Annotated in this window: 21 protein-coding genes; 11 read left to right on the top strand and 10 right to left on the bottom strand. The window is 33.0% G+C overall.

All coding sequences use genetic code 11. The features are described from left to right. The first annotated feature begins 4 nt into the window (after positions 1 to 4). On the top strand, positions 5 to 175 hold the full coding sequence (locus F0460_RS16210) for a hypothetical protein (RefSeq protein ID WP_190304144.1): 171 nt from the start codon (positions 5 to 7) through the stop codon (positions 173 to 175). A gap of 108 nt (positions 176 to 283) precedes the next feature. Then, a complete protein-coding gene (locus F0460_RS11660; RefSeq protein WP_150013420.1) occupies positions 284 to 928 on the top strand; it encodes a response regulator in 645 nt (214 codons plus the stop codon). Between the two features lie 141 nt (positions 929 to 1069). Here F0460_RS11660 and F0460_RS11655 read toward each other — a convergent pair whose 3' ends face one another. After that, the gene (locus F0460_RS11655) at positions 1070 to 4057 is read right to left on the bottom strand and encodes a response regulator (protein WP_150013418.1); all 2988 of its coding nucleotides are present in this window, start codon (positions 4055 to 4057) and stop codon (positions 1070 to 1072) included. Between the two features lie 367 nt (positions 4058 to 4424). On the opposite strand from F0460_RS11655, the gene F0460_RS11650 reads away from it, so the two are divergent. The 3 genes from F0460_RS11650 to F0460_RS11640 all read left to right on the top strand — a co-directional run bounded on the left by F0460_RS11650 (position 4425) and on the right by F0460_RS11640 (position 6727). Beyond that, entirely contained in the window at positions 4425 to 5141 is a 717-nt protein-coding gene (locus F0460_RS11650) for a hypothetical protein (protein WP_150013416.1), read from the top strand. Between the two features lie 153 nt (positions 5142 to 5294). Beyond that, positions 5295 to 5669 (top strand): hypothetical protein, encoded by a 375-nt coding sequence (locus F0460_RS11645; protein ID WP_150013414.1) that lies wholly within the window; start codon positions 5295 to 5297, stop codon positions 5667 to 5669. Positions 5670 to 5719: 50 nt separating this feature from the next. Beyond that, positions 5720 to 6727, top strand: a complete 1008-nt coding sequence (locus F0460_RS11640; protein WP_150013412.1) for a TQO small subunit DoxD — start codon at positions 5720 to 5722, stop codon at positions 6725 to 6727. A gap of 186 nt (positions 6728 to 6913) precedes the next feature. Here the strand turns inward: F0460_RS11640 and F0460_RS11635 are convergent, their stop codons facing one another. Beyond that, positions 6914 to 7213, bottom strand: a complete 300-nt coding sequence (locus F0460_RS11635; RefSeq protein ID WP_150013410.1) for a type II toxin-antitoxin system RelE/ParE family toxin — start codon at positions 7211 to 7213, stop codon at positions 6914 to 6916. Continuing rightward, complete coding sequence (locus tag F0460_RS11630; RefSeq protein WP_150013408.1) at positions 7213 to 7461, bottom strand: type II toxin-antitoxin system ParD family antitoxin; 249 nt, start codon at positions 7459 to 7461, stop codon at positions 7213 to 7215. Before F0460_RS11630 ends, F0460_RS11635 begins: the two co-directional genes overlap by 1 nt. Positions 7462 to 7589: 128 nt before the next feature. Here F0460_RS11630 and F0460_RS11625 point away from each other — a divergent pair, with 128 nt between their 5' ends. Further along, positions 7590 to 7952, top strand: a complete 363-nt coding sequence (locus F0460_RS11625; protein ID WP_150013406.1) for a MerR family transcriptional regulator — start codon at positions 7590 to 7592, stop codon at positions 7950 to 7952. Between the two features lie 161 nt (positions 7953 to 8113). On the opposite strand, the gene F0460_RS11620 is transcribed toward F0460_RS11625, so the two are convergent. Next, positions 8114 to 10729: an NACHT domain-containing protein gene (locus F0460_RS11620; RefSeq protein WP_150013404.1), complete on the bottom strand. Its 2616-nt coding sequence runs from the start codon at positions 10727 to 10729 to the stop codon at positions 8114 to 8116. A 74-nt stretch (positions 10730 to 10803) separates the two neighbouring features. Here F0460_RS11620 and F0460_RS11615 point away from each other — a divergent pair, with 74 nt between their 5' ends. After that, positions 10804 to 11586: a hypothetical protein gene (locus tag F0460_RS11615; protein WP_150013402.1), complete on the top strand. Its 783-nt coding sequence runs from the start codon at positions 10804 to 10806 to the stop codon at positions 11584 to 11586. Positions 11587 to 11630: 44 nt separating this feature from the next. Continuing rightward, a complete protein-coding gene (locus tag F0460_RS16205; RefSeq protein WP_190304143.1) occupies positions 11631 to 11771 on the top strand; it encodes a hypothetical protein in 141 nt (46 codons plus the stop codon). A gap of 55 nt (positions 11772 to 11826) precedes the next feature. Here F0460_RS16205 and F0460_RS11610 read toward each other — a convergent pair whose 3' ends face one another. After that, positions 11827 to 12303, bottom strand: a complete 477-nt coding sequence (locus F0460_RS11610) for a hypothetical protein (RefSeq protein WP_150013400.1) — start codon at positions 12301 to 12303, stop codon at positions 11827 to 11829. A 302-nt stretch (positions 12304 to 12605) separates the two neighbouring features. Here F0460_RS11610 and F0460_RS11605 point away from each other — a divergent pair, with 302 nt between their 5' ends. Then, the gene (locus tag F0460_RS11605; RefSeq protein WP_150013398.1) at positions 12606 to 14054 is read left to right on the top strand and encodes a hypothetical protein; all 1449 of its coding nucleotides are present in this window, start codon (positions 12606 to 12608) and stop codon (positions 14052 to 14054) included. A 95-nt stretch (positions 14055 to 14149) separates the two neighbouring features. Here the strand turns inward: F0460_RS11605 and F0460_RS11600 are convergent, their stop codons facing one another. The 5 genes from F0460_RS11600 to F0460_RS11580 form a co-directional block, all read right to left on the bottom strand. Next, on the bottom strand, positions 14150 to 14416 hold the full coding sequence (locus F0460_RS11600; protein WP_150013396.1) for a hypothetical protein: 267 nt from the start codon (positions 14414 to 14416) through the stop codon (positions 14150 to 14152). A 16-nt stretch (positions 14417 to 14432) separates the two neighbouring features. Continuing rightward, positions 14433 to 15305: a hypothetical protein gene (locus F0460_RS11595; RefSeq protein WP_150013394.1), complete on the bottom strand. Its 873-nt coding sequence runs from the start codon at positions 15303 to 15305 to the stop codon at positions 14433 to 14435. A 68-nt stretch (positions 15306 to 15373) separates the two neighbouring features. Then, complete coding sequence (locus F0460_RS11590) at positions 15374 to 16312, bottom strand: IS1595 family transposase (protein WP_150013392.1); 939 nt, start codon at positions 16310 to 16312, stop codon at positions 15374 to 15376. Between the two features lie 293 nt (positions 16313 to 16605). Next, positions 16606 to 16956, bottom strand: coding sequence for an SMEK domain-containing protein (locus F0460_RS11585; protein ID WP_150013390.1), 351 nt, complete (start codon positions 16954 to 16956; stop codon positions 16606 to 16608). A gap of 177 nt (positions 16957 to 17133) precedes the next feature. Beyond that, on the bottom strand, positions 17134 to 17481 hold the full coding sequence (locus F0460_RS11580; protein WP_150013388.1) for a helix-turn-helix domain-containing protein: 348 nt from the start codon (positions 17479 to 17481) through the stop codon (positions 17134 to 17136). A gap of 2135 nt (positions 17482 to 19616) precedes the next feature. Here F0460_RS11580 and F0460_RS11575 point away from each other — a divergent pair. Together F0460_RS11575 and F0460_RS11570 are read left to right on the top strand one after the other, a co-directional pair. Further along, on the top strand, positions 19617 to 20393 hold the full coding sequence (locus F0460_RS11575; protein WP_150013386.1) for an RNA polymerase sigma factor: 777 nt from the start codon (positions 19617 to 19619) through the stop codon (positions 20391 to 20393). Between the two features lie 12 nt (positions 20394 to 20405). Continuing rightward, positions 20406 to 21500, top strand: a complete 1095-nt coding sequence (locus F0460_RS11570) for an IS200/IS605 family element transposase accessory protein TnpB (RefSeq protein ID WP_150013384.1) — start codon at positions 20406 to 20408, stop codon at positions 21498 to 21500. The last annotated feature ends 75 nt before the right edge of the window (positions 21501 to 21575 follow it).

Here is a 21575-nt window from a genome sequence, read left to right as displayed (position 1 = left end):
TTAAATGTCAATATGCTATGGGCAACATATATATTTACAAGAAGTTACAGAAAACGTTCAGATCCTACTTTCTGTGATCGATTCTGGAACAGGGATAGCCGAAAAGTATTTGTCTGCAATCTTCACTTATGAGGATCCCATATTCCAAGGCATTTGGAAAAAGGCGTGGGATTAAGTTTGTAAATTGCTAAAAATTTTGTATCCTTGATGTTTGGGAATATCCAAGTACTTCCCGCTGAAAATGCGGGCATAACGGTTTCCCTTTACGTAAATTTATAGGATAATGAGTTTAAAAGCAGACGTTCGTATTATTGTAGCAGACGATCACGGTATCGTACGGATGGGTTTGATACAAACCATTAAGCGGCTATTACCTGCTGCTATAATTTCAGAAGTTGAGGATTATAAATCGCTGTCCAAAGCAATTCTAAAAGAAGAATTGGATCTGGTGATTATGGACGTTAATATGCCTAATGGTTCTGTTCAGGAAGCGATTGATTATATTAAAATACATAAACCTAATTTAAAAATTCTTATCTTTTCTTCTCAGGATGAAGAGGTATATGCGATGCGTTATCTAAAGATGGGAGCCGGTGGCTATCTGAGTAAACAAAGCTATCCTTCGGTAATTGAAACTGCTGTTACGGTGATGCTGAGTACCGGCAGGTACGCAAGTGAAGTTGTAAAAGAAGCGATGTTTTTAGGATCTTTAAGCGGTGCAACAAAAGAATCACCCTTTGAAGCGCTATCTGACCGCGAATTGCAAATTGCCAACAAGATTGCAGAAGGTATTTCTCTCAAAGAAATTTCTAATCAGCTTAATCTGCATTCATCCACGATCAGTACGTACAAAAACAGGTTGTTCGAGAAACTGAATATACGGTCCGTACCAGAACTGGTAGAGATTCTGAGGCTGTATAATAAGTAAGCATTTTACTATTGCCGGTTTTGTTCTGTAGCAATTCTACTTTTGTTTTAAATCAATAAAACTTAGCCATCATCCCGAAAAAAGAAGAATCTTTTTCGATTTCCGTGCATTATCAACCTTTGCAACCACAGCCAATAAATTCTAAACCCTATTTTCACTACCGGTATCAGCACTGATATATTTTTTTAATATTTCCTGCAGATCTGCCTTTTTGAAAGGTTTTGGCAGGAAATCTGCCATGCCCGACTCCAAACATTTTTCTCTTTCGCCTGCAACATTGCCAGCCGTTACACCAATGATCGGTATTTTTTCATAGCCAGGCAGCATCCGAATCTGTTTTGTTGCTTCGATACCATCCATTACAGGCATCTGTACATCCATGAGTATAATGGAAAAATATTTGTTACGGCATGCTTCCAACGCCTGCATTCCGTTGACAGCTTCCGTTAACACAGCATCCGGAGTAAGCGATTCCATCATTCTTTTATTCAGTGCCATGTTTACGGGATTATCGTCTACCAAAAGAATTTCCAGCTTCGGAGCGAACGAATACGAATTATTTTCAGACTGCGTCGGCGCTATGTCAACAACGCTTCGGTAGACTGCTCTTCGCAAGGTTTTAAATAAATCATTTGATTTGACCGGTTTTAAAAGCAAATACGAATTGTCTTTATCGCGAATGCTGTTAACAACCTCTTTCTCTTCTGAAGAGGAGAGTATAATAAACGGTGTTATTTCTTTACGCTCATCGAAGAGCGCTCTTATTTTCTCTATTGTTTCCACACCAGACATCACGGGCATGTGGTAATCCATCAGGATGACATCAAAGCGTTTGCCCTTCATCAGTATCTCCAGAGCTTCTATTCCGTTGGCAGCTAATGTAGACCTGATATTTTTGTGCGCAAGCATGTGTTCAAGGATAATCCTGTTTGTTTCATTATCATCTACTACCAATGCGCTTTCAATGGCAAACTCCATCTCTTCGTCCTGTTCAGACATCAGATACGGAATTTCAATATCAAAGAAAAACGTAGATCCTTTTTCCTGTTCACTTAGCAATGACAGGTGTGTTCCCATGTATCCCAGAATATTATTCGATATGGTAAGACCCAGACCGGTACCACCATAGCGTTTACTAATGGAACTGTTTTCCTGAGTAAATGCATTGAATATATATTTCTGTTTATCCGCCGGAATACCTATACCGGTATCTCTGACCGAAAAGCGAAGTACGATATTCTGATCATCCATCCGTAATTTTTCCACTTTCAGCTCTATTTCTCCTTTTTCTGTAAATTTTACCGCATTTCCCAGCAGATTAATCAGAATCTGTTTTAACCGGGCTTCATCAGTCATAAGCGTATTGGGAAGCCCCTGTTCCACATTAAGCAGAAGCTCCAAATTTTTCTTCTGAGACTGGTAAAGGATCACATTAATAACCTGATCTAACATCTCGTTTAAATTGCTTTCTTCGATAAACAGCTCCATTTTTCCTGATTCTATTTTCGAAAAATCGAGAATATCACTGATAATATGAAGCAAGTTTTCTCCCGAGTCATTGATGTATTTTAGGTACTGTACCTGCGTTTCATTAAGTGGAGTTCCCATAAGAAGGTCTGAGAATCCGATGACCCCGTTTAAAGGTGTACGTATTTCATGGCTCATATTGGCGAGAAACTCCGATTTTGCCTTGCTGGCCATATCAGCGGCCTCCTTCGCATTTTTAAGTTCTTCATTTACCCTTACCGCACCGGTGATATTCTGTATCGAAATAATGATTCCTCCAACCTGCTCTTCATCAAGATACCAAGGTCCTACTTTAAGATCATAATGCTGCATATCTTTGCTGCCTTTTACCTGAAGTGTAAAATCGTTATTAACGTAGGTAATCCCCGCCAAAGCATTCTGATAAATCTCCATTTCATTTTGCTGAATGGTAGCAGAGGTTGCAGAAAACAGGGGTTGCCCCATAAGATCGATATGGTTTATTCCAAATTCTTCCTTCCATCTGCTGCTTACTGCGATATACTTAAGGTCTTTATCAAACATAGCCAAAGGAACAGGTACATCTTTAACGAAGGACTGCATCATTGCTTCCTTACGTGTAATTTCCAATAACATTCTTTTGTATGAATCGATATCCTGAATGATTCCAAAAATTCTATGGCAGACCTGTTCATCAAATTCGGGAATACCTTTCAACCGTACCCAGACTGTAACACCGTCACTTCGTAAAAGCTGTAGTTCCTCATCGAAAGGCAATCCTTCTTTTGCTGCCCTTTCAAAAAGGTATCTTACCCTTTCTTTATTTTTTCCTTCAAAGAATTCAACGGCATTTTCAAAATTTGGACGAAAACTGCTTTTTACCTTGTGAATTTTCCTTGTACCCTGAGACCAAAACAGCTCACCCGATTTCATGTTTACTTCCCATCCGCCCACTTGTGCGACCTCATTTGTTTCCTCAAGCAATTCTTTTGCATAAGACAGGTCTTTTTCCAATATATCCCGGCGTTTAATATCAGATCTCAACTGTACATAAATGAAAACGGTGACACTGATGGCTGCAGCGCCGGAAAAAACAATGAATAATACAGACCACATAGAAGACCTGTTCAAATTTCTGTCTTTGGCTGCAAGCTGAACTTCTTCGTACTTTACAAACTCTTGAACCAAGCTGCGACAGCTATCCATCCCCACCTTGCTTTGTAAAAGTTCCTGTGAGGTAATTAAATTTCCATTCCTGCTTTTCTCTATAAGCACAACGCCGTCTTTCATCATCGCATCTGATGTGTGCAGCAAATTTTGAAGTATATCCGCCTGATGTTTATCTGAAATGCTCAGTTCACCGGCTTTAGAAACCAGCGACAGATATTTACTTTTACTTACATTAAAAGGCTCCAGAAAACTTTCCTGATGCGTAAGCTGATATCCCCGGTTGCCCGTCTCCGCATCCAGAAGAGCATTTAGCACATCTTTTACAAAACTTATGGATTCCTTACTTTGTAAAAAGCTTTTCCGGTTTTCCATCTGTTTGTGAATACTCACATAAGATGCTACGGAACTTGCAATAAGGAGCACCAGTGAAAGTATAATTCCGATTTGAAGATTTCTTATAATATTTTTTGGCATGAATGGATTATTTAATAAACTGTAAACTAAAAAAAAGCAGTCTTTTGTTTTTTGACTATTTACAGCAAATATAGATGATTTTGCAAATTATTAAACCGTACGTTCAACATATTAAAATATCATTAAAAATCATCTCTCAATAATACTAAAAAAACTATATTCTATCCGTAAAATGAATGACCCTATAAAAATGCGTGTCTGTAAGGTCAAATATACTAAACTATGGATATTACACGGCTTTGGTATGCAGTAAACACGGCATTGATGCGATTTTATTGGGGAATGGGGAATGGTGGAGAAATTGAAAGGTAGCATTTTTTTTCGTATTTTTGATAACTGCACAAAATATGGTATAAAACACAAGAGTATGGCTAAGGCAGACAATATTTTTAACATACGGGGACGTTTGGGAGATTTTATATTTTGCCAGCGTAATGGTAAAACATACGTAAAGCGTTATTCGGGCGGGTTTACCAAGGCAGCCACCCAGAACCACCCGAATATAAAAGTGGGTCAGGAGCGGTTTGCGCAAGTATCCCGATATGTTAAAAGCCTAAAGCAACAATTACAACCCTATTTGTGGCGGCAGAAAGACGGTACTTTCCACAACCAGCTGATGGCGACTTTTCTGCAAATTGCCAAAAACGAGACGGAAAAAACTTTTAACGAGCTTATACACGAATTGGACAGCTACAGTAGCCTCAGCAACAAATCACTCAATAAGAATTCAAAAATCGACCCAAGCACTTTGTTGTATGATGCCAAAACTAACAAACTTAATTTAGGCATAATCCCATACGAACTGGCAGTAAAATACAAAGGACTATTTTTAGAGGTAGCAACCGGATGGTATGGTGTAAATGATGGCGAGATTTTTTTAACCGAATCCAATAGACAGTACGTAAAGCTTGACGGGCAAACCAAAAATGAAGATCAGCTTGTGGATTTTGCCCCTGCGGACGATTTAGATGGACAATTACCCTTTGTTGGATTAGCCGTGGTTTACACGGATGATGCAACGAGTGAGTCACCGCACCCTGTGCATACGGTTATGGCTTGTTTTGTTGAGACAAGGAATGGATAAGCATTGTTTATTTTTATTTTACAAAACAGTTTATACTAACTGTATATACTTTGCACCTTCTTTATAGATGACTTAAAGCAGCGCAAGGTTCATTCATTGAAGATTAAATCAATAGTTATAGCATACAATTAAATTAACTGTAACTTTGTAAGAATGTTGCAAACGAAGAGCCATATCAGAAATTTCAGACACATCGTATTGATGTGGTTTATGTTGTTTTCGTTAAGTCCGTGTACTGTCAAGGAAGCAATGTTGTCTACTGCCAATACTGCTTATGCCAAGCCACTCAACATATCAAAGGCGACTGCTGCGGTTGGCAGCTGTCTGTATCTCCAAGATAAAAGTCAGCAAATTTCAGTTGCCTATAAATTTACCGTCAACAAACAATTTGACGGCGTAGATTTTTGCGGTAACCAGTATTTTGGGGCACATCCCACAAAGGTTTGCAGTACTTATCAAAAAACATCTTCGGGCAACAGTCCGCCAAAATATATTTTATACAAACGCCTTAAAATTGCCATAGTATAAGTTTACACTTAAATACTATTATTTTTTACGTTTAATAAAATATACATTCAATGAAACAATATACAGATTTTACAACCGGCAACGTCGGACTTTTTACGTTATCGCTCCGCTGGGTAATCGGCTGGACGTATTTTTCGGCATTCTGGCGAAGGCTGATTTTAGAGAACAAACTTATTCCTGAAGAAGCTGGTTATATAGGAGAAAAATTCAACCACTTTCTTCCGAATGCTTTGGGCATTAAACCAATTATCGAATATCTGGTTTCCAACCCCGACGCGTTGCAAATTTCAATGGTTGTTTTTACGATTGTAGAAGCCATTGTAGGCTTGTTTCTCATTCTTGGTCTGTTTACCAGGCTGATGAGCATTGGCGTCTTCTTTCTGGCATTAGGTATACTGTTAGGCTCGGGTTGGCTTGGCACGACCTGTTTGGACGAATGGCAAATAGGTGTTTTGGGTGTAGCAAGCGGTTTTGTCTTGTTTTTAACAGGAAGCGGTGCTTATTCGCTTGATAAGTATCTGCTAAACAAACCGCATCGTTTTACACGCAAAAAGTGGTTTGCCTATTTAGGTTCGGGAAACCTACCCATTAAAAATCTAGCACCAAAAGTTTTGGTAATGTCGTTATTCATATCTGGACTGACGCTGTTTACCAATCAGTATTTTCACGGTGGTGTGTTTGGAACGCTTCATAACAAATCGGTGAGGCCCAAAGTTGAAATTTCAAACATCAGGAAAAACGGTTCGCAACTTTACTTTCAGTTATTCAGGGTAGAGGGGGCAGATGTTTACGGCTCTTTTTTGATACGCATACAGATTTTGGATGAAAATAAGCAGGTGGTTAAGACCATTGGTCAGGAGGAACTGGCGCAATTTCCAAAAGAAAAGATCACTAACCATTATGTGGCAAAAATAAAACCAGGAGCACACAGTTTGATTTTACCGCTTGGAGCAAAAGCCGATATAGCTATAGACCTAGAAGAAATTTCACTTAAAAAAGGTTTTAGTTTGAAACTGACCGACATTAGCGGTATTGAATGGACTGCTAAAATAATGTAGTACCTTACTGACTAAAAAGCTGTCTGCACATGTGCGGACAGCTTTTTATTTTTCTACAACAGTTGTTCCATACATCCGAATAGGAAGGTTGAAGCTGCAAAACTGAATCCGTTTCAGCGGTCAGCGCCATCTACTTCATATCTTGCCACCATTGTGTAAACGTTTGATTGGTATCTTTACGGTTTACTATTCGTTTATGTGCATTTCGATATCCATTTGCTGATGAAGAATTCTGATAATTTCTACCATTTCTTCTTTTAGATTAATGCGGTAAAAAATGAAATGTGATTTTGCCTGAGATCTAAAATATCCTTTCCTAACATCATTATAATCTTTTCCAGACTTTGGATTTTTAGAAATATATTCGATTTCGTCTATAATTAAATCAAGATAATAATCAGCTTGTTCCAAAGACCATTCTTCAAAAGTATAAAGCCAAATATTTTCTAAATCAATTTCTGCTTGATTACTTATTTTGTAATTCATTATTTAGCAGAATATTTTTGATGTAAATTTTGTTTGAAAGTTTCTCGATTGAAATTTGTTGAGAAACCAGATTTTTCTCCTTTTTTCAATTCTTTAATTAATTGTGTTTTTTTAGTTTCTTCGTGTTCAAACATTCTTAAAGCAGCTCTTACAACCTCACTTGCAGAAGAATATTTTCCCGTTTTTATTTGTGAATTGATAAAATTGTCGAAATAATCGCCCAATAAAATCGATGTATTTTTTGCCATTACTATTTGATTAAATTTCTAAAATCAAATATACCAAGTTTTGGTATTTGTTCAAAATTTATTTGCAGGAAATTTGTCAAATCTGTTGCGGCTAAAGGAAAAAAGCAGGGGCGACTGTTTAAGGGCTTATGTTAATAAACGAATTGTCTAAGCGCACCGGCGTGCCTATTGCTACTTTAAGGTATTATGAAAATTATGGTTTATTTAAAGGTACGGTTAACGAAAAAGTAAAAACCAACAACTACAAAGACTATGATGAAAGCATTGTACAAAAAGTTGAAATGATTAAAGGCACCAAGGATGGCGGCTTTACCTTGGCTGAAATTAAAAAGCTGTTAGACAGCTGGTATAACAAACGACTTTCCGTTACCAAGAAAGTTGAGGTAGTAACCAATAAGATCAATGAAATTGACATTAAAATACAGCAGTTACAAGATGTTAGAAAGTTGCTTGCGGACTGTATTGTTGATATTGAGGATGGAGGTTGTTAGTTCATAACCTTACTATTGGCTACCTATTTTATAATTCAGTATTTAAGGGTAAAAACAACTTCCTTAAAATCGCTTTTAAAGAGGTTGTTTTTATACTATTTCGTGGTCATATCGCCAAAAATGGAGTTGTGCAACAGTTACCACTGTTGGCGGAAGTTACTTTATAAAACTTCGTACAAAATCTCTCTTATTTCATTTTTTTTCTTTTCTGATTTTGCTTTTTTCATACTTTCAATTGTCGGTAATATTAAGTTATCATAATCTGATTTTTCACCAACGAGGTATATTAAATATAGCTTTTCGAATAAGTCTAATTTTGAGGCAGTAACTTCTGAAATGAATTTTCTTTTATCAAAACCCTCTTCTAATTCAAATTTTCTATGACGAACTTCTCTTTGATTTTTTATCCATTGGAGGAGTTTTTTAGAATCTACTGTAGAGGTATTAAATAGAATTTTCAATGCAAAATTTAAAACATTGCTTGTCTCTATATTTGTATACCAGTGTATAGTGTTTTGATACTTAATAAAATTTAGGAGTATCTGATAATTATCAATCGCAAATTCAGTTTTTGATTTCATTATTATGGGAATCATTAAATCTAGAAACTTAAGATAAGATTCTGTTTCATCTAAAAAATATGTACTTAGATCCTTTTCGTTCAGTGGAAAAGTAATAAAATTAACTTTATTGTCTTTGATCAGTGCGATTTTTGAGGTGTCACTTTTCTTTAAATATATTTTTGTTCCTTTAAATTTACATATTTCATATTTTTCCAAATCATAAGATTTAAATTCCTCAAGTTCTTTTATTCGATTTTCTATTTTAGGTAATTCTAGACCTTTATATTCTTGCTTTAGAACTTTGACAAACTCTTTCAATTCTTCAATATCACTCATCCCAATTGAAAAAACAATAAAGTTTACAAAATCAATTCGCATTTTTTCATTTTGAACTAGTCTAATTGATAGAAATCGTTCATCTTTTATTTTTTGAATGTAATCACCTAGATCTCCGTTTTTGATGTAATACTTATAATTATTTTGTGCTGAATCAAAAGCACAATGGTATTGAGTTGGAAGATGTCCATCATATCCCTTTAAATACTGAACTGAGTTTATAAATTTTACAATCTCATCTCGGAACTCAGAAGAAAAAACAATATTTGAAACAGGCATTACTACATTATAATTGAATAGTAGTTCTTTTAGCTTTGTATTATCAGATTTAAGTATCTTAATCAATTCCTCATACACAATAGTGGCTTCTGCTTTATGCATTAATATTTGAATTAAGTTGAATCTCAAAATAGGTGATACATTTTCGTTATTAATTTCTTTAATTATCCGTTCAATAATATAATTCTGATAAGTTTTAGTTTCAATTAATGTCTCAATAAAGTGCTTGAATCTAAACACTTCTTTATTATGATTATTTTTTTCGGAATGACTATGTTCATTATGAATTAAAATTTCATTGAATATTTTGTCGATTATTTCTATGAAAAATGGAAACTCAATTTCTGTATCATCTTTAAGTATTTGAAGAACTGCTGTGAGAGGTCGATACATTTCGGGAATTATATCGTTAACAGCTAGAATATCCTTTACAAAATTAGTTGCATACTGCCTTCCTAAACGACTTTGTTCACTAAATTTAAATAGTGAGGCGGTTAGTTTAATTACTTCGCTCCAAGCCGAATTAAAAACATACTCTCCAAAATTGGTCTTATAACATCCTTCTTTCCATCGTGTTTTAAATTCAAGTGCTGTAAAGTATTCTTGGAATGTTTGATGGACAAATCCAAACATAGATTCTCCATTTTTGCTTAAGCCCTTTTCAAATAGAAAACCAGCATCTTCCCTCAGAAAGTCAATGATGTCCTTTAAATCTTGAGCTTCTTCCCTTGGTTTTTGGTAAGGGTAAACATTTCTATACTCTTTTTGAAAAAGTGCTTTTAACTCATTTTCCGTAATTAGACCTGTAGTAAAATTCTGGTGTATATAATATGAAATTGGAGCAAGTATGGCAATAAGTGTTTCTTTGTCAAAATTTGATTTCCTTTGCGACTCCCTTTGACGAACCCAATTTTCTAAAAAAGTTGATGTGGCTATATCGTAAAGTGAGGCTCTTCTTTCAGGTAATGTTCCACCTTGGTAATGTATAAGTGTAATAATTGTAACAAGTAACGGATTACTTGCCATGTTCAATACTGATTTATTTTGTCTTATTGAATAAAAAAGTTCGTTTGCAATTTGTTGTGCTTGTTCCAGATCATTATCAGAATTTGATTCTACCGATAAATACCAATTAGTGATAAATTTTTTAATTTGCTTTTCTCTAAATTTCATTACTTCAAGATGGTTGAAGTAACCGTTTAATCTAGTTTCTTTATATCCTACAATTCTTGAGGATACTATAATTTTTGTTTCTGTGTATTGAGCAATAAAAGCATTTATTCGATTTACTACAGTATGGCGAAGGCTTGTTATGTTTATCTCATCTATTCCATCAACTAAGACAATTAGTTGATTACTTTCAAGTTTTTGAGTAAACAACAACTCATACTTTTTATCAATATGATCAATGATGTATTCCGAGAGGTTTTTTGATGTTGTTGAAACATACTTTGCAAATTCACTTCCTTTAATTACAACAGGAACTAGGTCGTTAAATTGACTTTCGGTAGGTCTATTGGTACAAATATTATAGGCTAAATGTTTTAATATTGTTGATTTTCCAGAGCCTGGATCTCCTAATACAACTAATTTAGACACCTATATACTTGAATGTACCAAAAATAAATTTAATTAAATATTTGATTTTTACTTAGATTTGGAAAAAGTACATTATGAAACATATTTTAAAAAAATATCTATTTGAAGACGTATATAAAGATATTAATCTTCATCAAAATAATCAATTTGAATTTGTTCCAGTTGATAATTTAGATAAAAGTACATTGGCTCGTGCAAGCAAAAGTAATTTTGTAATACTGCAAACATCTGATAGTAGTAATTTACATGCATTTATATATAATCACTCAGGCAAACATATTACCATACCAATGCCAGACCTTACATTAGTATATTATGATTTTGCCTATAAACTGAATGTGCGTCGTAAGGAATTATCAAAAGAAATGTTACATAAATTAGGTGATGTTAAAACATTTAGTGAGACTAACAGTGATCTATTATATAACTTTTATGGCTACTCTTCTTCTTGTATCATAAATTTATTCACAACATTAGAATCATTTATAAATTCATTATTACCAGTAAATAAGAATTATGAACAAAAATTAAAAAATCGAACTGAAGTTTACAATCGTGATCAAATACAATTAACGTTTTCTTTCTACGATAAGATAAATAAAGTATTGCCGTACTTTTATGAAGGAAAAGATTATTTTAAAAAAGCTACACCTAAAAATCAACATATTAAAAATTTAAAAGAGCTTCGAGATATGATTATTCATACTAAAAGTGATGATAATGGTAAAAGTCAGATTGAGATTTTCAAAAAAATATTAAATTTTAAATACGACGATACTTTTCTTGCTGTTAGAGACTTTATAAATTTTTACACTAATAATTATGTTATTGATTGCCCATGTAATGAAGACTTTTAAATTCGTTCATCATACATACTTTATAAATCATAAACTTTATAAAGATGAAATCATTATCAGAACATATTCTTGAACACTTCTCTAACATCAACACCTCAAATTCAGAAACAGTTCAAGAATCAACAGAAAATAATACTTCAACATCAGAAGTAAACGAAAACAAGGAAGAAGAGTCGGAAGATTAATTCAGTATTTGTTGTGAAAGTGAAAAAACCTCAGTTTAATTACTGAGGTTTTTATTTAATATACTTTCCTGAAAACTTCAAATTTACTAATTAAAAAATCTTTATTTTCTAACAGACATTTTTCAACTTCTTTAAAATTATCTAATTCTTCAGAAGTAACCTCTTGCTTTATTTTATATTTTAATTTGATATCATTTTCACAATAGTAAATAATAATATCAAATACATTCGCATTATTACAATTAAACAATATCGAATAATTTAATTTTGATTCTTTTATAGTATTATCAATATTGTATTTAGCCATAGAAGTTTTAACCTCGTCATCATTTGAACAGTCAAATAAAACATCAGTAGCAAGTATATACCCTTTAAATTTTTCCTTTAAAATGTCGTTCAACCTTTCCTTGATATCTTCTTTTAATCTAATAAGTGTCATAAATAGTAATTTATTTTTAAAGTAAGGTATAAACTTACCTAAAAACTTGTAAATAGCAAACTTAAGACTTCTGATTTTTGACAATATCTTCATAATTTTAATATTTTGTTTATCTATGAAGATTAAACAACCTCACCATATCATCATCTAATCAAAATCCTTTCTTTCATAACATCTTTTATGTATTTTTGTGATGTTAAAAGAATTACGTACGATTAACATTATTGCTTTCACCGAATTACCACGATTTAGAAACTAAAGCAAATAATGATAAATGGTGCGCCCTTATGGGCGTGGCTATGTCATTTGCTTTAGTTAGGGCGTGGTAACCCTGGTGATTGGCGTGATGTAGTCCACGCTTCTTTTATTTTAATTAATCACAAAATTACCACACAATGCTACAAAATTTACAAGCACGGGTTTCCCGTAAACTTCCTTATGCACTATTATTATGTGCATTAACAACTTCACAAACTTTTTCACAGTCGAAAAAACCAACAAAAACAGTTAGAGACTTGTTACCCAACACTATCAATTCTGCACCTTCGACACCATTTATCGCTGAAACTATTACTATTAGCGATGATGATATAAAAATGATTATACCATCTATTGAAAATAACCCAGTATCACAAACTGTTGGTATTTATGAAGTAGTAGAAGAAATGGCTTCATTTTATTCAGAACCAAAAGAAATCGAAAATCTTGAAAAAGCCTTTAATGAATTCGAATCTAAAAATCGTAGTAAAGAAAGATTTGGTGAGAAAACAATAGTTGATGAATACAATGACAAGGTAAAGTATGCAAATACTCTTAAAGCTACAATAACTGATATTTTACAATATATTGAAAAATACAATTCTTCAAACGAGCGATATAAAAATAAGAAGTATTTATTGCAAGAGGCGCAATCCTTGGCTGATAAAATGAAATTGGAAATAGTTATTAATGAAGTTAAAAAACAAGGTTATAATACAAGTATGCAACCTAGACAAGTTAAACGAGAATTGAGGTTGTATTATGACGAGTTTAGAGTTACAGAGAAAGAAATAAATTCTTACAAAACTGAACTTCTAAACATGAAAATTCCTGAATATTCAGCTCCAAAGGAAATGTATTTAAAAGAGCAAATTGAAGAAGCGAAAAAGAAAACATATCAAAAATCCATATTGAAATTAACAAATAAAAAAGTCGATTATAAATCGTTTGTAGGAACATTTGATATTATTGCTGAAAAATATTTAGTTGAAGCAGGCAATTATGAATATTTGAGCGGTCAGTTAATAAATGATAGAGTTTTGGGTAAAACAAGCCATCGTAAATATCAAATATTAAAAAATCAAGAAACAAACAATCTTTATCTAATTGATGATAGTTACTTTATTACTAAAATAAAAGAGATTAAGGAATTTGAGACATTAAAAAGTGCCATATCAAAATATGGTTACTCAATAACAAATAATAGGAAAGTCAAAGGTAAAATGACTTCATTTGATTTAACTTCTTCATTAATTGAAAATCTAAATAAAAATCCAAATTACATTAAAGATATCGATAGCAAATATTCACAGTTAGCTGAATTAGTGAAGGAATTACCTGCTCATACAAATAAATTAGATGAGTTTGTAAGATTATACAATCTGCAACGTTCTAGAATGTCTGCTTCAAATATCAATTCATGGAAAAATGCAACTGAAAAAGCCTTATCTATGAGAGAAAAAATAAAGACAATGGAAGAAAAATTAGATGTTTCAGTTTTAGGATTTGATTCTAAAGATTTGGAAAAATATTATGAGGATTTTACAGATAATTTAATTATTTCAAAGCATGTATTGGGATTGTAATTACTAAACATATTTGCAAATATTTCAGAGAAACCTTCTTTGATGTTAGTGAATAAAGTAAAAAACCTCAGTTAACAAAACTGAGGTTTTTTTTATTATTTAAACATTTCCCATTCTATGCCATTTGTTTCTCTATTAACATTAACAACCCATACTTTTCTATGAGTTTTCATTGCATATTCTAAAATTTCCAACTTGTTATTACGCAAAACTTCACTTCCTATAACAACTAATATTCTACTGTTATAAGCATCTGCTTTCATAATTAATCTATTTGAAGATATCTCTATGTTAAAAAAATCTTTTTTAGACAACCATTCACGCACGATTTCATTTTTGTCTCTGTCTATAGTTAATTCCATACAATATTTTTTATAGTTAATAACCTTTTTGTAAAATGCCTTTAGATACTATCTCAATATCTATATAAAAATCTTCAAATTCATTTATATTATTAGAATACATTTCTTTTATTTTTTCGAAAGTTGTAATATCTAATTTTCTTTCAGTAAAGTAAATGCAATTTTTACTGATTAATAATATTTTCAATTTATCGTCAGTTAAGATTGAAGTTATTGATGGCAAATATAAATTAAAACTTATTAAATCATTTTGAAATAAATCATATATTGTAAGCATTGAACCAATAAAACGTTCGATTTTTTTATTTCTGATCCATTTCCCATTAAATATTTTTGAATTATTTTCGAAATATAAATTCCAATAATCTCTATTATTAAAAAATTTGGTTTCCTTTAAATATAAAGCTACATAAAAATCTGCTTCTATATCGATTAAACTCATAAAATCTGCACTGAAATAGTCTTTTATTTTAGTAACATCATCTTTATTAGGTACACCCTGCACTAAAAGATGAAAAAATTCATGTAAAATAACTATTTCAAAAAATTCAAATGAAACCTTATTTCGCATAATTGGATTGAACGAAACTTTATTTTCTTCGGTATCAAAATCCATTATCCAATCCTCATTTTGAAAAGGAGTTATTATTACGTCTTCAATTTGAAAAGTTTCTTTAGTAACATCTTTTTCTACTAACCATTCATTAAATGATTTAATAGATTGTAATAATTTCTCTTTTTCAGAAGAAGAAATATCTTCTTCAATTTCATCAAAGGTAATAGCTTCGCCATCAAAGGTAATTATTTCACCATCTAGCTTAATGCTATTATCTATTGAAATTCCATCAAGGTTATGGAATTCATTTAATTCTTCTTGGTTATCATTCATTGTAGTAGTTTTCTACAATAATAATAAAAAATGTTAAAATAACATATAATATTTTAATATATCTCCTTTCATGCAATCAATTCCCTATATTCCAGCTTATCATCTGCTGAAACTAAAGCTAAATTAAACCTTTCTCCATCTTTCAATTTTCTTGTATTAAACCTAAAAGCAAATTCATCACAGTATTTAGATAGATGTTTAGGGCTGGTTACATGATAAACTCCGATAATACCTCGTTTAAGTTGACTCCAAAAGCCTTCAATACTATTAGTATGGAATTTATCCTTTACATAAATCCTTTTATTATGTTCAATTATTTTATGTATGTAGTCATCAGAAAGTCCACGATAACCTCTCCAGCCATCAGTTACAATAATTGAACCTTTAGTTACTAATTCATTGATAAGACCTTTCAATGTTTTACCTTTTGTATTGGGAATTACTTTTGTATAAACGTATCCATTAGAAATTAAACCAAATACGGGCACTTTAGCTTTTAAGCTACGACCTTGGGTGTTTTTAATTCTTTTTCCTCGATTGCGATTTTTGTTTTTACCTCCAACATAAGTTTCATCGGCTTGTGTAATGCCTTCGAATATAATTTCTGATTTATCACGGAAATTATGTCGAATTCTGCTTAACATAAACCAAGCTGATTTTTGAGTAACATTAATGTCTTTTGCTAATTGTACGCTACTAATTCCTTTCTTATGAGAAGCAAAAATATAGATAGCCAAGAACCATTTTTTTAATTTTATATGAGAGCCTTCAAACATAGTTCCTACGGTTACAGTAAACCGATTTCTACAATCTCTACATTTATAAAGTCCTTTGAATCGACCTTTCGAACGTAATTTATAATGGCTTTCTGATACACTACCACAATGAGGACAAATAGGTTCATTTTTCCAACGTAATTTTTCTAAAAACTCTCTGCAATCATTTTCTGTTTGCAAGGTTTCCATCAAATGAATTAATGATTTAAAGATTGTTACATCTGATTCCATCTTGTTTTATTAAAATTAATAATAAATCTTTCGGCTGAACAATCTTGTTTAAACAAGTTGTTCAAAACTTGATGGAAGGATATAACAATCTGGATATGTTAAAATGAACAAAACCTGCTCAAAAATCTTCTTTTGTGCAGGTTTTAAATTATGAATAATTCAACAGGGCTTCATTTTTGTTAAGTGCCCAATAATGGGTGAGATACCTTTATTGAATTAATTTTTTAAATATGTTAAATGATTTACATTTTTCGTAAATATTTTATTTTAAGTAGTATTAAGCATTGGTACAATCAAGTATATAGGTGTCTTATAAAAATATAAACGTTATCAAATTCCTTGTAAAGGGCGTTTTCAATAAATTTAGTTAGTGTATGATTAACTTTTTCTAAGTTAGCAGTTGATGTAATTTGAAATGCAATTCTTTTAGTTTTATCTCTTAAATCAATACTTGGAAAGGTTTTGCCTTCAACATAATTGACATTTTCAAGATTACAATCATAAATTTTATTTAATACATTTATTAAAATATTTTCAGCGTGAATATTAATGCTAAATTCTCCATTTGAATTCAATATTTTTACTTGTTCTCTAAATCGGGAAAGTAATTGTGAAACTCTGTAAAGTTGATATTCTTGGGTCATGTCTTTATAATTTCAGCTAAATAGTTTACATTCGAAACTTTAATACCACTTTCTAGCAAATGGGACAACATAGGCCCATGTTTTTACTAATTTATTTCGCATATTATTTTATCAAATATAGTTATTTATAAATTTTGTTGAACATATACAACTTAATATGATTATTCATATCAAGAATTATTCTATAGGCTCAATTTTTACTACCTCACTCTTGATCACTTTAGTTCCTGCTTCGTTATATGTCTGTTCCACCGTTACTTTTATTTTATCGTATTCCGGAGTTGGAAACTTCAGTAAATCGGAAATATTTTTAAAACCAAGTGCTTTTGCTAAAAGTGTGAGGTGACGGGTAGCGTATTTATGGCGTTGTGTTGCCGATTCTACGTTACCTACAAAAGATTTAGCAACGCCCATTTTTACACTTAATTCTTCTTTAGTAATGCTGTGGATTTTGCGTAAACCTTTAATATGATTAATTAAGTCATAATCAAATTGTGTAGTTTCAAAATCAATTATCTTCTTCATTAAATTCAAAATATTTATCCTACATATTGGATATTTAAAAAATATTTGTATATTTGTTTTAGCGAATTGATAATGAGCCTTTACAAGGCAAGTTAAAAACGATGTTATCTCGACTCAAAACGACCAATTTTACTATCGAGAGTATCGTGAAATCGCTCCATGTCTAAAAAGTTTTGTACTTTCGTACAGGCATGGGCGGTTTTCACATATGCTTTAGGTAGTAACTTTTTAACCTTTAGGTTTTAAAGACGGGTTTGGTCGCCCATGAGTCTAAAGTGTGAAACCGCTCCTTGCTTTTTCTGCAAAGAATTCTTTACACTCCAGAAACATCGTTCCATAACCACATAAAATTTTATTTATGAGAACGAAATTTGTACATACCGCCATAACGCATCCGCCTTAATAAGGTGCTGAAGCTTTTCCTTTTTACTGCTCGTGCACCAAAAGTTATATAACAGCAACAGGCTAAACGTGTGGTAGCAGTGTGATAATCTTCTATACACAAATGTCAGCGCCGTGTATAATGTACCAAATTGCTTTGGCACCAAATATTTAGGGCATTTTAACTTAAAAACTCGCACTTTAAAAGTATTGCCTTTATTTGTATTTTCCAAATTGGAGGTTGAAATAATTGGGGTAATGGTGTAGGGGCCTTAAAAAGGGGTGGTTTTTAGGGAATAGAGGAAGCTAGTCTATGCAGTTTTCATTAAGTTTCATTAGAAAGAACATTAAGCTCTGTAATTTGTCTTAACTTTTGTCTTGATACAAAAGTTACAAAAGATCAAGACTCTATTTTTTCAACGGTCAAATTCAGTCTTATTTCCTAAAAGAAATAAATTATTCATTCTTTATTATTTAATGATAATGTATTCATGAATCTGCGATTTCGCTGAGCTCAAACAGCATTTCTTTTCACGGAAATTTCGCCTATTTGACACTCGCTGAAAAAATAATGTCGTTTTTAAATCGGTAATGGTTCAGCATTGGGGTTTTGATTTGAAAGAGAATAGGACTATAAATCAAGCGGTATGAGGTTTTGATCGAGCGTCGAAACACTGCATGGAGCGTAAGCAGATCGGGGAGCATAGCGACGTTTCGATCTGGGAGCTTAAAAAGTGAATTTCGACCGATTAAAAGATCGCCGCAATAAAAGCACTTTTGGTACTTTTCGTGCGTGAAAAGGACAGAGAAACCTAATGTTTTAATTACGAATTATGGAGAATGAAAACCGAAAGGATTCATTCAGTCTTTTCAAGATGACAAACTTTGCGGAAAACTAGATGCGATGCTGCATCAGGTGCAGCATGACAGAGTGCATAGTCAATTGATAATTGAAAAAAAATGAGAGATTTAAGATCATCCTGTTTTGCCAATTTTCTTTAACTTTTACCTTGATGTAAAAGTTACAAAAGATCAAGACTTTATTTTTTCAACGGTCAAGTAAAGTCTTATTTCCTAAAAGAAATAAATTATTCATTCTTTATTATTTAATGATAATGTATTCATGAATCTGCGATTTCGCTGCGCTCAAACAGCATTTCTTTTCACGGAAATTTCGCCTATTTGACACTCGCTGAAAAAATAATGTCGGTTTTAAAATACGAGTTTGTTCAATATCTGAGTTTTGATTGAAAGCTGAATTGTCTATTAACGATTTAATAGTTAAATCAAATAAACTATTCATTCTTTATGATCTTATGATATTGTATTCATGAATCTGCGATTTCGCTTTTCAAAGCTCAAGCAGTATTTGATTTTGCACTATTTTCATCGAATCGACGCTCACTGCGTTGTGAATGCTCAGTTTTAGATTTTAGTAAATAGTTGCATTTAATTTTTGATTGAAAACAGAATATACTAATAAGGAGGATTAAAGCGCCATTAGTGAAAAAGAGATAGTTTAACCGACGAAGAGAGCGTAAGATGATCGGGGAGCGTAGCGAGTATTATTTTGTTTAGTTTAAAAATAAGAAGAGTAGGCTTTTTATAGAGTCTTGACCTTTTTGGTTCGTTTTTGTGTCAAGACAAAAATGAACAATATAAATTATGAAAGGAACCTTTCAAATTATAAGAGAAGAGTAAGAGACCGAAACCTAGTTCGACTAAAAAAAGAGTATAATTAAAATCACCCCATTATGCCAGAAAGAAATTTTGAATTATTAAAAAACAGCGACCCTGCTGCTTTAGAAAAAATACATGCCCAATACAGAAGGCTTATTTTTTGGGTGGGAAGACGGTGGATTGACGATGATTTTGTCGTGGAAAACTTGGTACAGGATACTTTTTTGAAGTTGTGGGAGTGTAGGGAAACAATAAAAGACCCGTTACATATACTGTTTTTCCTGAAGTTTGTGATGAAAAGAAATTGCTATGCCCACCATGCAAAACCAAGGAACAAGTTTTTTAAGACCAATGTTCACTCGTTCGAGAGTTATGAAAATTATGAGAACTCTGTAACTGGTTACGATCCTGCTGATGCAGTTCAAGATCTGAAGGGTCAGGAAGAAGATCAACAGTTTTTTGATCATCTCAATACGGTGTTACCGCTGATTAGACCGGAAAGACGACATCTGATCAACCTTTGTTTAAAATACGGTTTTCGATACAAAGCCATTGCTCAGGTGATGGGAAAGGGTATCATGGAAACCGTTAACGAGGTAAAACGGGCGATTGAGGATATAAAAGTTATTGTTGACCGGCGTAAGGTACTTGAGAAGAAAGATACCGGCATGGTTGAAACAGTACCGCAAACCATAAGTGAAAGGCAGTCACAGGTATTAATGCTGCGCTGCGAAAAGAAATTTTCGTTTGCAGCCATCGCCCAAGAACTCAACCTTTCGCAAAAGGAAGTACACGCTGAGTTTATGGCAGCCTATAAATTTAGACAGCAAAATATGAAAGAGTTATTATAATACCCAGATATTATGGAAAAGACAACAATGAAACTGACACATAAGTTCCGTATCGTAGTAGACCTGCCTACGTATGCAGAACGGAAAGAGGCAATGGACAAACTGTACAGGTGGCGCAACAGATGCTACCGGGCGGCAAACCTTATTGTATCGCACCTTTATGTGCAGGAAATGCTTAAGGAATTCTTTTACCTGACCGAGGGGGTACAATATAAACTGGCAGATGAAAAGAAACACGAGGCTGGAATGCTTACACGGTCGCGTATCAACACTACATACCGTGCCTTATCAGACCGCTTCAAGGGAGAAATGCCTATGAATATACTGTCTTGTTTAAACAATTCCATAATATCGTCTTTTAGAAAAGAAAGTGAAGCCTACTGTAAAGGGGAGCGATCGATAAAAAACTTCAAGAAAACGATGGCATTTCCTTTTGGTTTAGAAGGTATTGGCGGATTTTGTTATAACGAAGAGAAAAGGACATTCTATTTCAGGCTGTTCTCAATACCTTTCCGAATCTATCTGGGGAAGGGTAGGACAGAAAAAACCAAGGTGTTGCAACAGGTGATAAGCGGCGAAATAAAAATGTGTTCGTCACATATAAAAATAAATGACGGTAAGGTATTCTGGCTGCCTGTATTTGAAATAAAGAAGGAAGAGCCCACACTTAAACCGGAAATCATTGCAGAAGCTTCCATGTCGTTTGAATATCCGCTAATTGTTAAAATAGGTAGGGCACGCTATACTATTGGTACGCAGGAAGAATTTCTTTATAGAAGGCTTGCCATACAGGCATCTCTTGAACGTTTACGTGTAGGTGCCCAATATTGCAGATCGGACAAAGGAACCAGAAGAAAATTAAAGGCAACAGAAAAACTTAAAAAAGCAGAAAGCAACTACGTGAACAACCGTTTGCACGTATACAGTAAAAGGTTAATAGATTTATGTGTGGAACATAAGGCGGGGACATTGATTCTGGCTGACCAACAGGAAAAGATGGAGGTTGCAAAAACAGAGGAATTTGTGTTAAGGAACTGGAGCTATTACAACCTGATGACGAAAATAAAATACAAGGCTAATAAGGCGGGAATTGAACTTATTATGTAATAAAAATACAATTATGAGGGTGATTGTACACCCGTAGGGTGAGTTTGGTTGGCAACACTCACTAAATGCACAGGC

This window comes from Paenimyroides baculatum (assembly GCF_008629655.1).
Lineage (GTDB): Bacteria > Bacteroidota > Bacteroidia > Flavobacteriales > Flavobacteriaceae > Flavobacterium > Flavobacterium baculatum.
This window is presented reverse-complemented; position numbering and strand designations above follow the sequence as displayed.

Excerpts from the sequence above, each read along its gene's own strand:
- F0460_RS11605 (WP_150013398.1), top strand. The coding sequence starts at position 12,606 with ATGCTACAAAATTTACAAGCACGGGTTTCCCGTAAACTTCCTTATGCA.
- F0460_RS11570 (WP_150013384.1), top strand. The coding sequence starts at position 20,406 with ATGGAAAAGACAACAATGAAACTGACACATAAGTTCCGTATCGTAGTA.
- F0460_RS11655 (WP_150013418.1), bottom strand. The coding sequence starts at position 4,057 with ATGCCAAAAAATATTATAAGAAATCTTCAAATCGGAATTATACTTTCA.
- F0460_RS11575 (WP_150013386.1), top strand. The coding sequence starts at position 19,617 with ATGCCAGAAAGAAATTTTGAATTATTAAAAAACAGCGACCCTGCTGCT.
- F0460_RS11660 (WP_150013420.1), top strand. The coding sequence starts at position 284 with ATGAGTTTAAAAGCAGACGTTCGTATTATTGTAGCAGACGATCACGGT.
- F0460_RS11610 (WP_150013400.1), bottom strand. The coding sequence starts at position 12,303 with ATGAAGATATTGTCAAAAATCAGAAGTCTTAAGTTTGCTATTTACAAG.
- F0460_RS16205 (WP_190304143.1), top strand. The coding sequence starts at position 11,631 with ATGAAATCATTATCAGAACATATTCTTGAACACTTCTCTAACATCAAC.
- F0460_RS16210 (WP_190304144.1), top strand. The coding sequence starts at position 5 with ATGTCAATATGCTATGGGCAACATATATATTTACAAGAAGTTACAGAA.
- F0460_RS11600 (WP_150013396.1), bottom strand. The coding sequence starts at position 14,416 with ATGGAATTAACTATAGACAGAGACAAAAATGAAATCGTGCGTGAATGG.
- F0460_RS11590 (WP_150013392.1), bottom strand. The coding sequence starts at position 16,312 with ATGGAATCAGATGTAACAATCTTTAAATCATTAATTCATTTGATGGAA.
- F0460_RS11650 (WP_150013416.1), top strand. The coding sequence starts at position 4,425 with ATGGCTAAGGCAGACAATATTTTTAACATACGGGGACGTTTGGGAGAT.
- F0460_RS11625 (WP_150013406.1), top strand. The coding sequence starts at position 7,590 with ATGTTAATAAACGAATTGTCTAAGCGCACCGGCGTGCCTATTGCTACT.
- F0460_RS11585 (WP_150013390.1), bottom strand. The coding sequence starts at position 16,956 with ATGACCCAAGAATATCAACTTTACAGAGTTTCACAATTACTTTCCCGA.
- F0460_RS11630 (WP_150013408.1), bottom strand. The coding sequence starts at position 7,461 with ATGGCAAAAAATACATCGATTTTATTGGGCGATTATTTCGACAATTTT.
- F0460_RS11595 (WP_150013394.1), bottom strand. The coding sequence starts at position 15,305 with ATGAATGATAACCAAGAAGAATTAAATGAATTCCATAACCTTGATGGA.
- F0460_RS11645 (WP_150013414.1), top strand. The coding sequence starts at position 5,295 with ATGTTGCAAACGAAGAGCCATATCAGAAATTTCAGACACATCGTATTG.
- F0460_RS11635 (WP_150013410.1), bottom strand. The coding sequence starts at position 7,213 with ATGAATTACAAAATAAGTAATCAAGCAGAAATTGATTTAGAAAATATT.
- F0460_RS11615 (WP_150013402.1), top strand. The coding sequence starts at position 10,804 with ATGAAACATATTTTAAAAAAATATCTATTTGAAGACGTATATAAAGAT.
- F0460_RS11640 (WP_150013412.1), top strand. The coding sequence starts at position 5,720 with ATGAAACAATATACAGATTTTACAACCGGCAACGTCGGACTTTTTACG.
- F0460_RS11580 (WP_150013388.1), bottom strand. The coding sequence starts at position 17,481 with ATGAAGAAGATAATTGATTTTGAAACTACACAATTTGATTATGACTTA.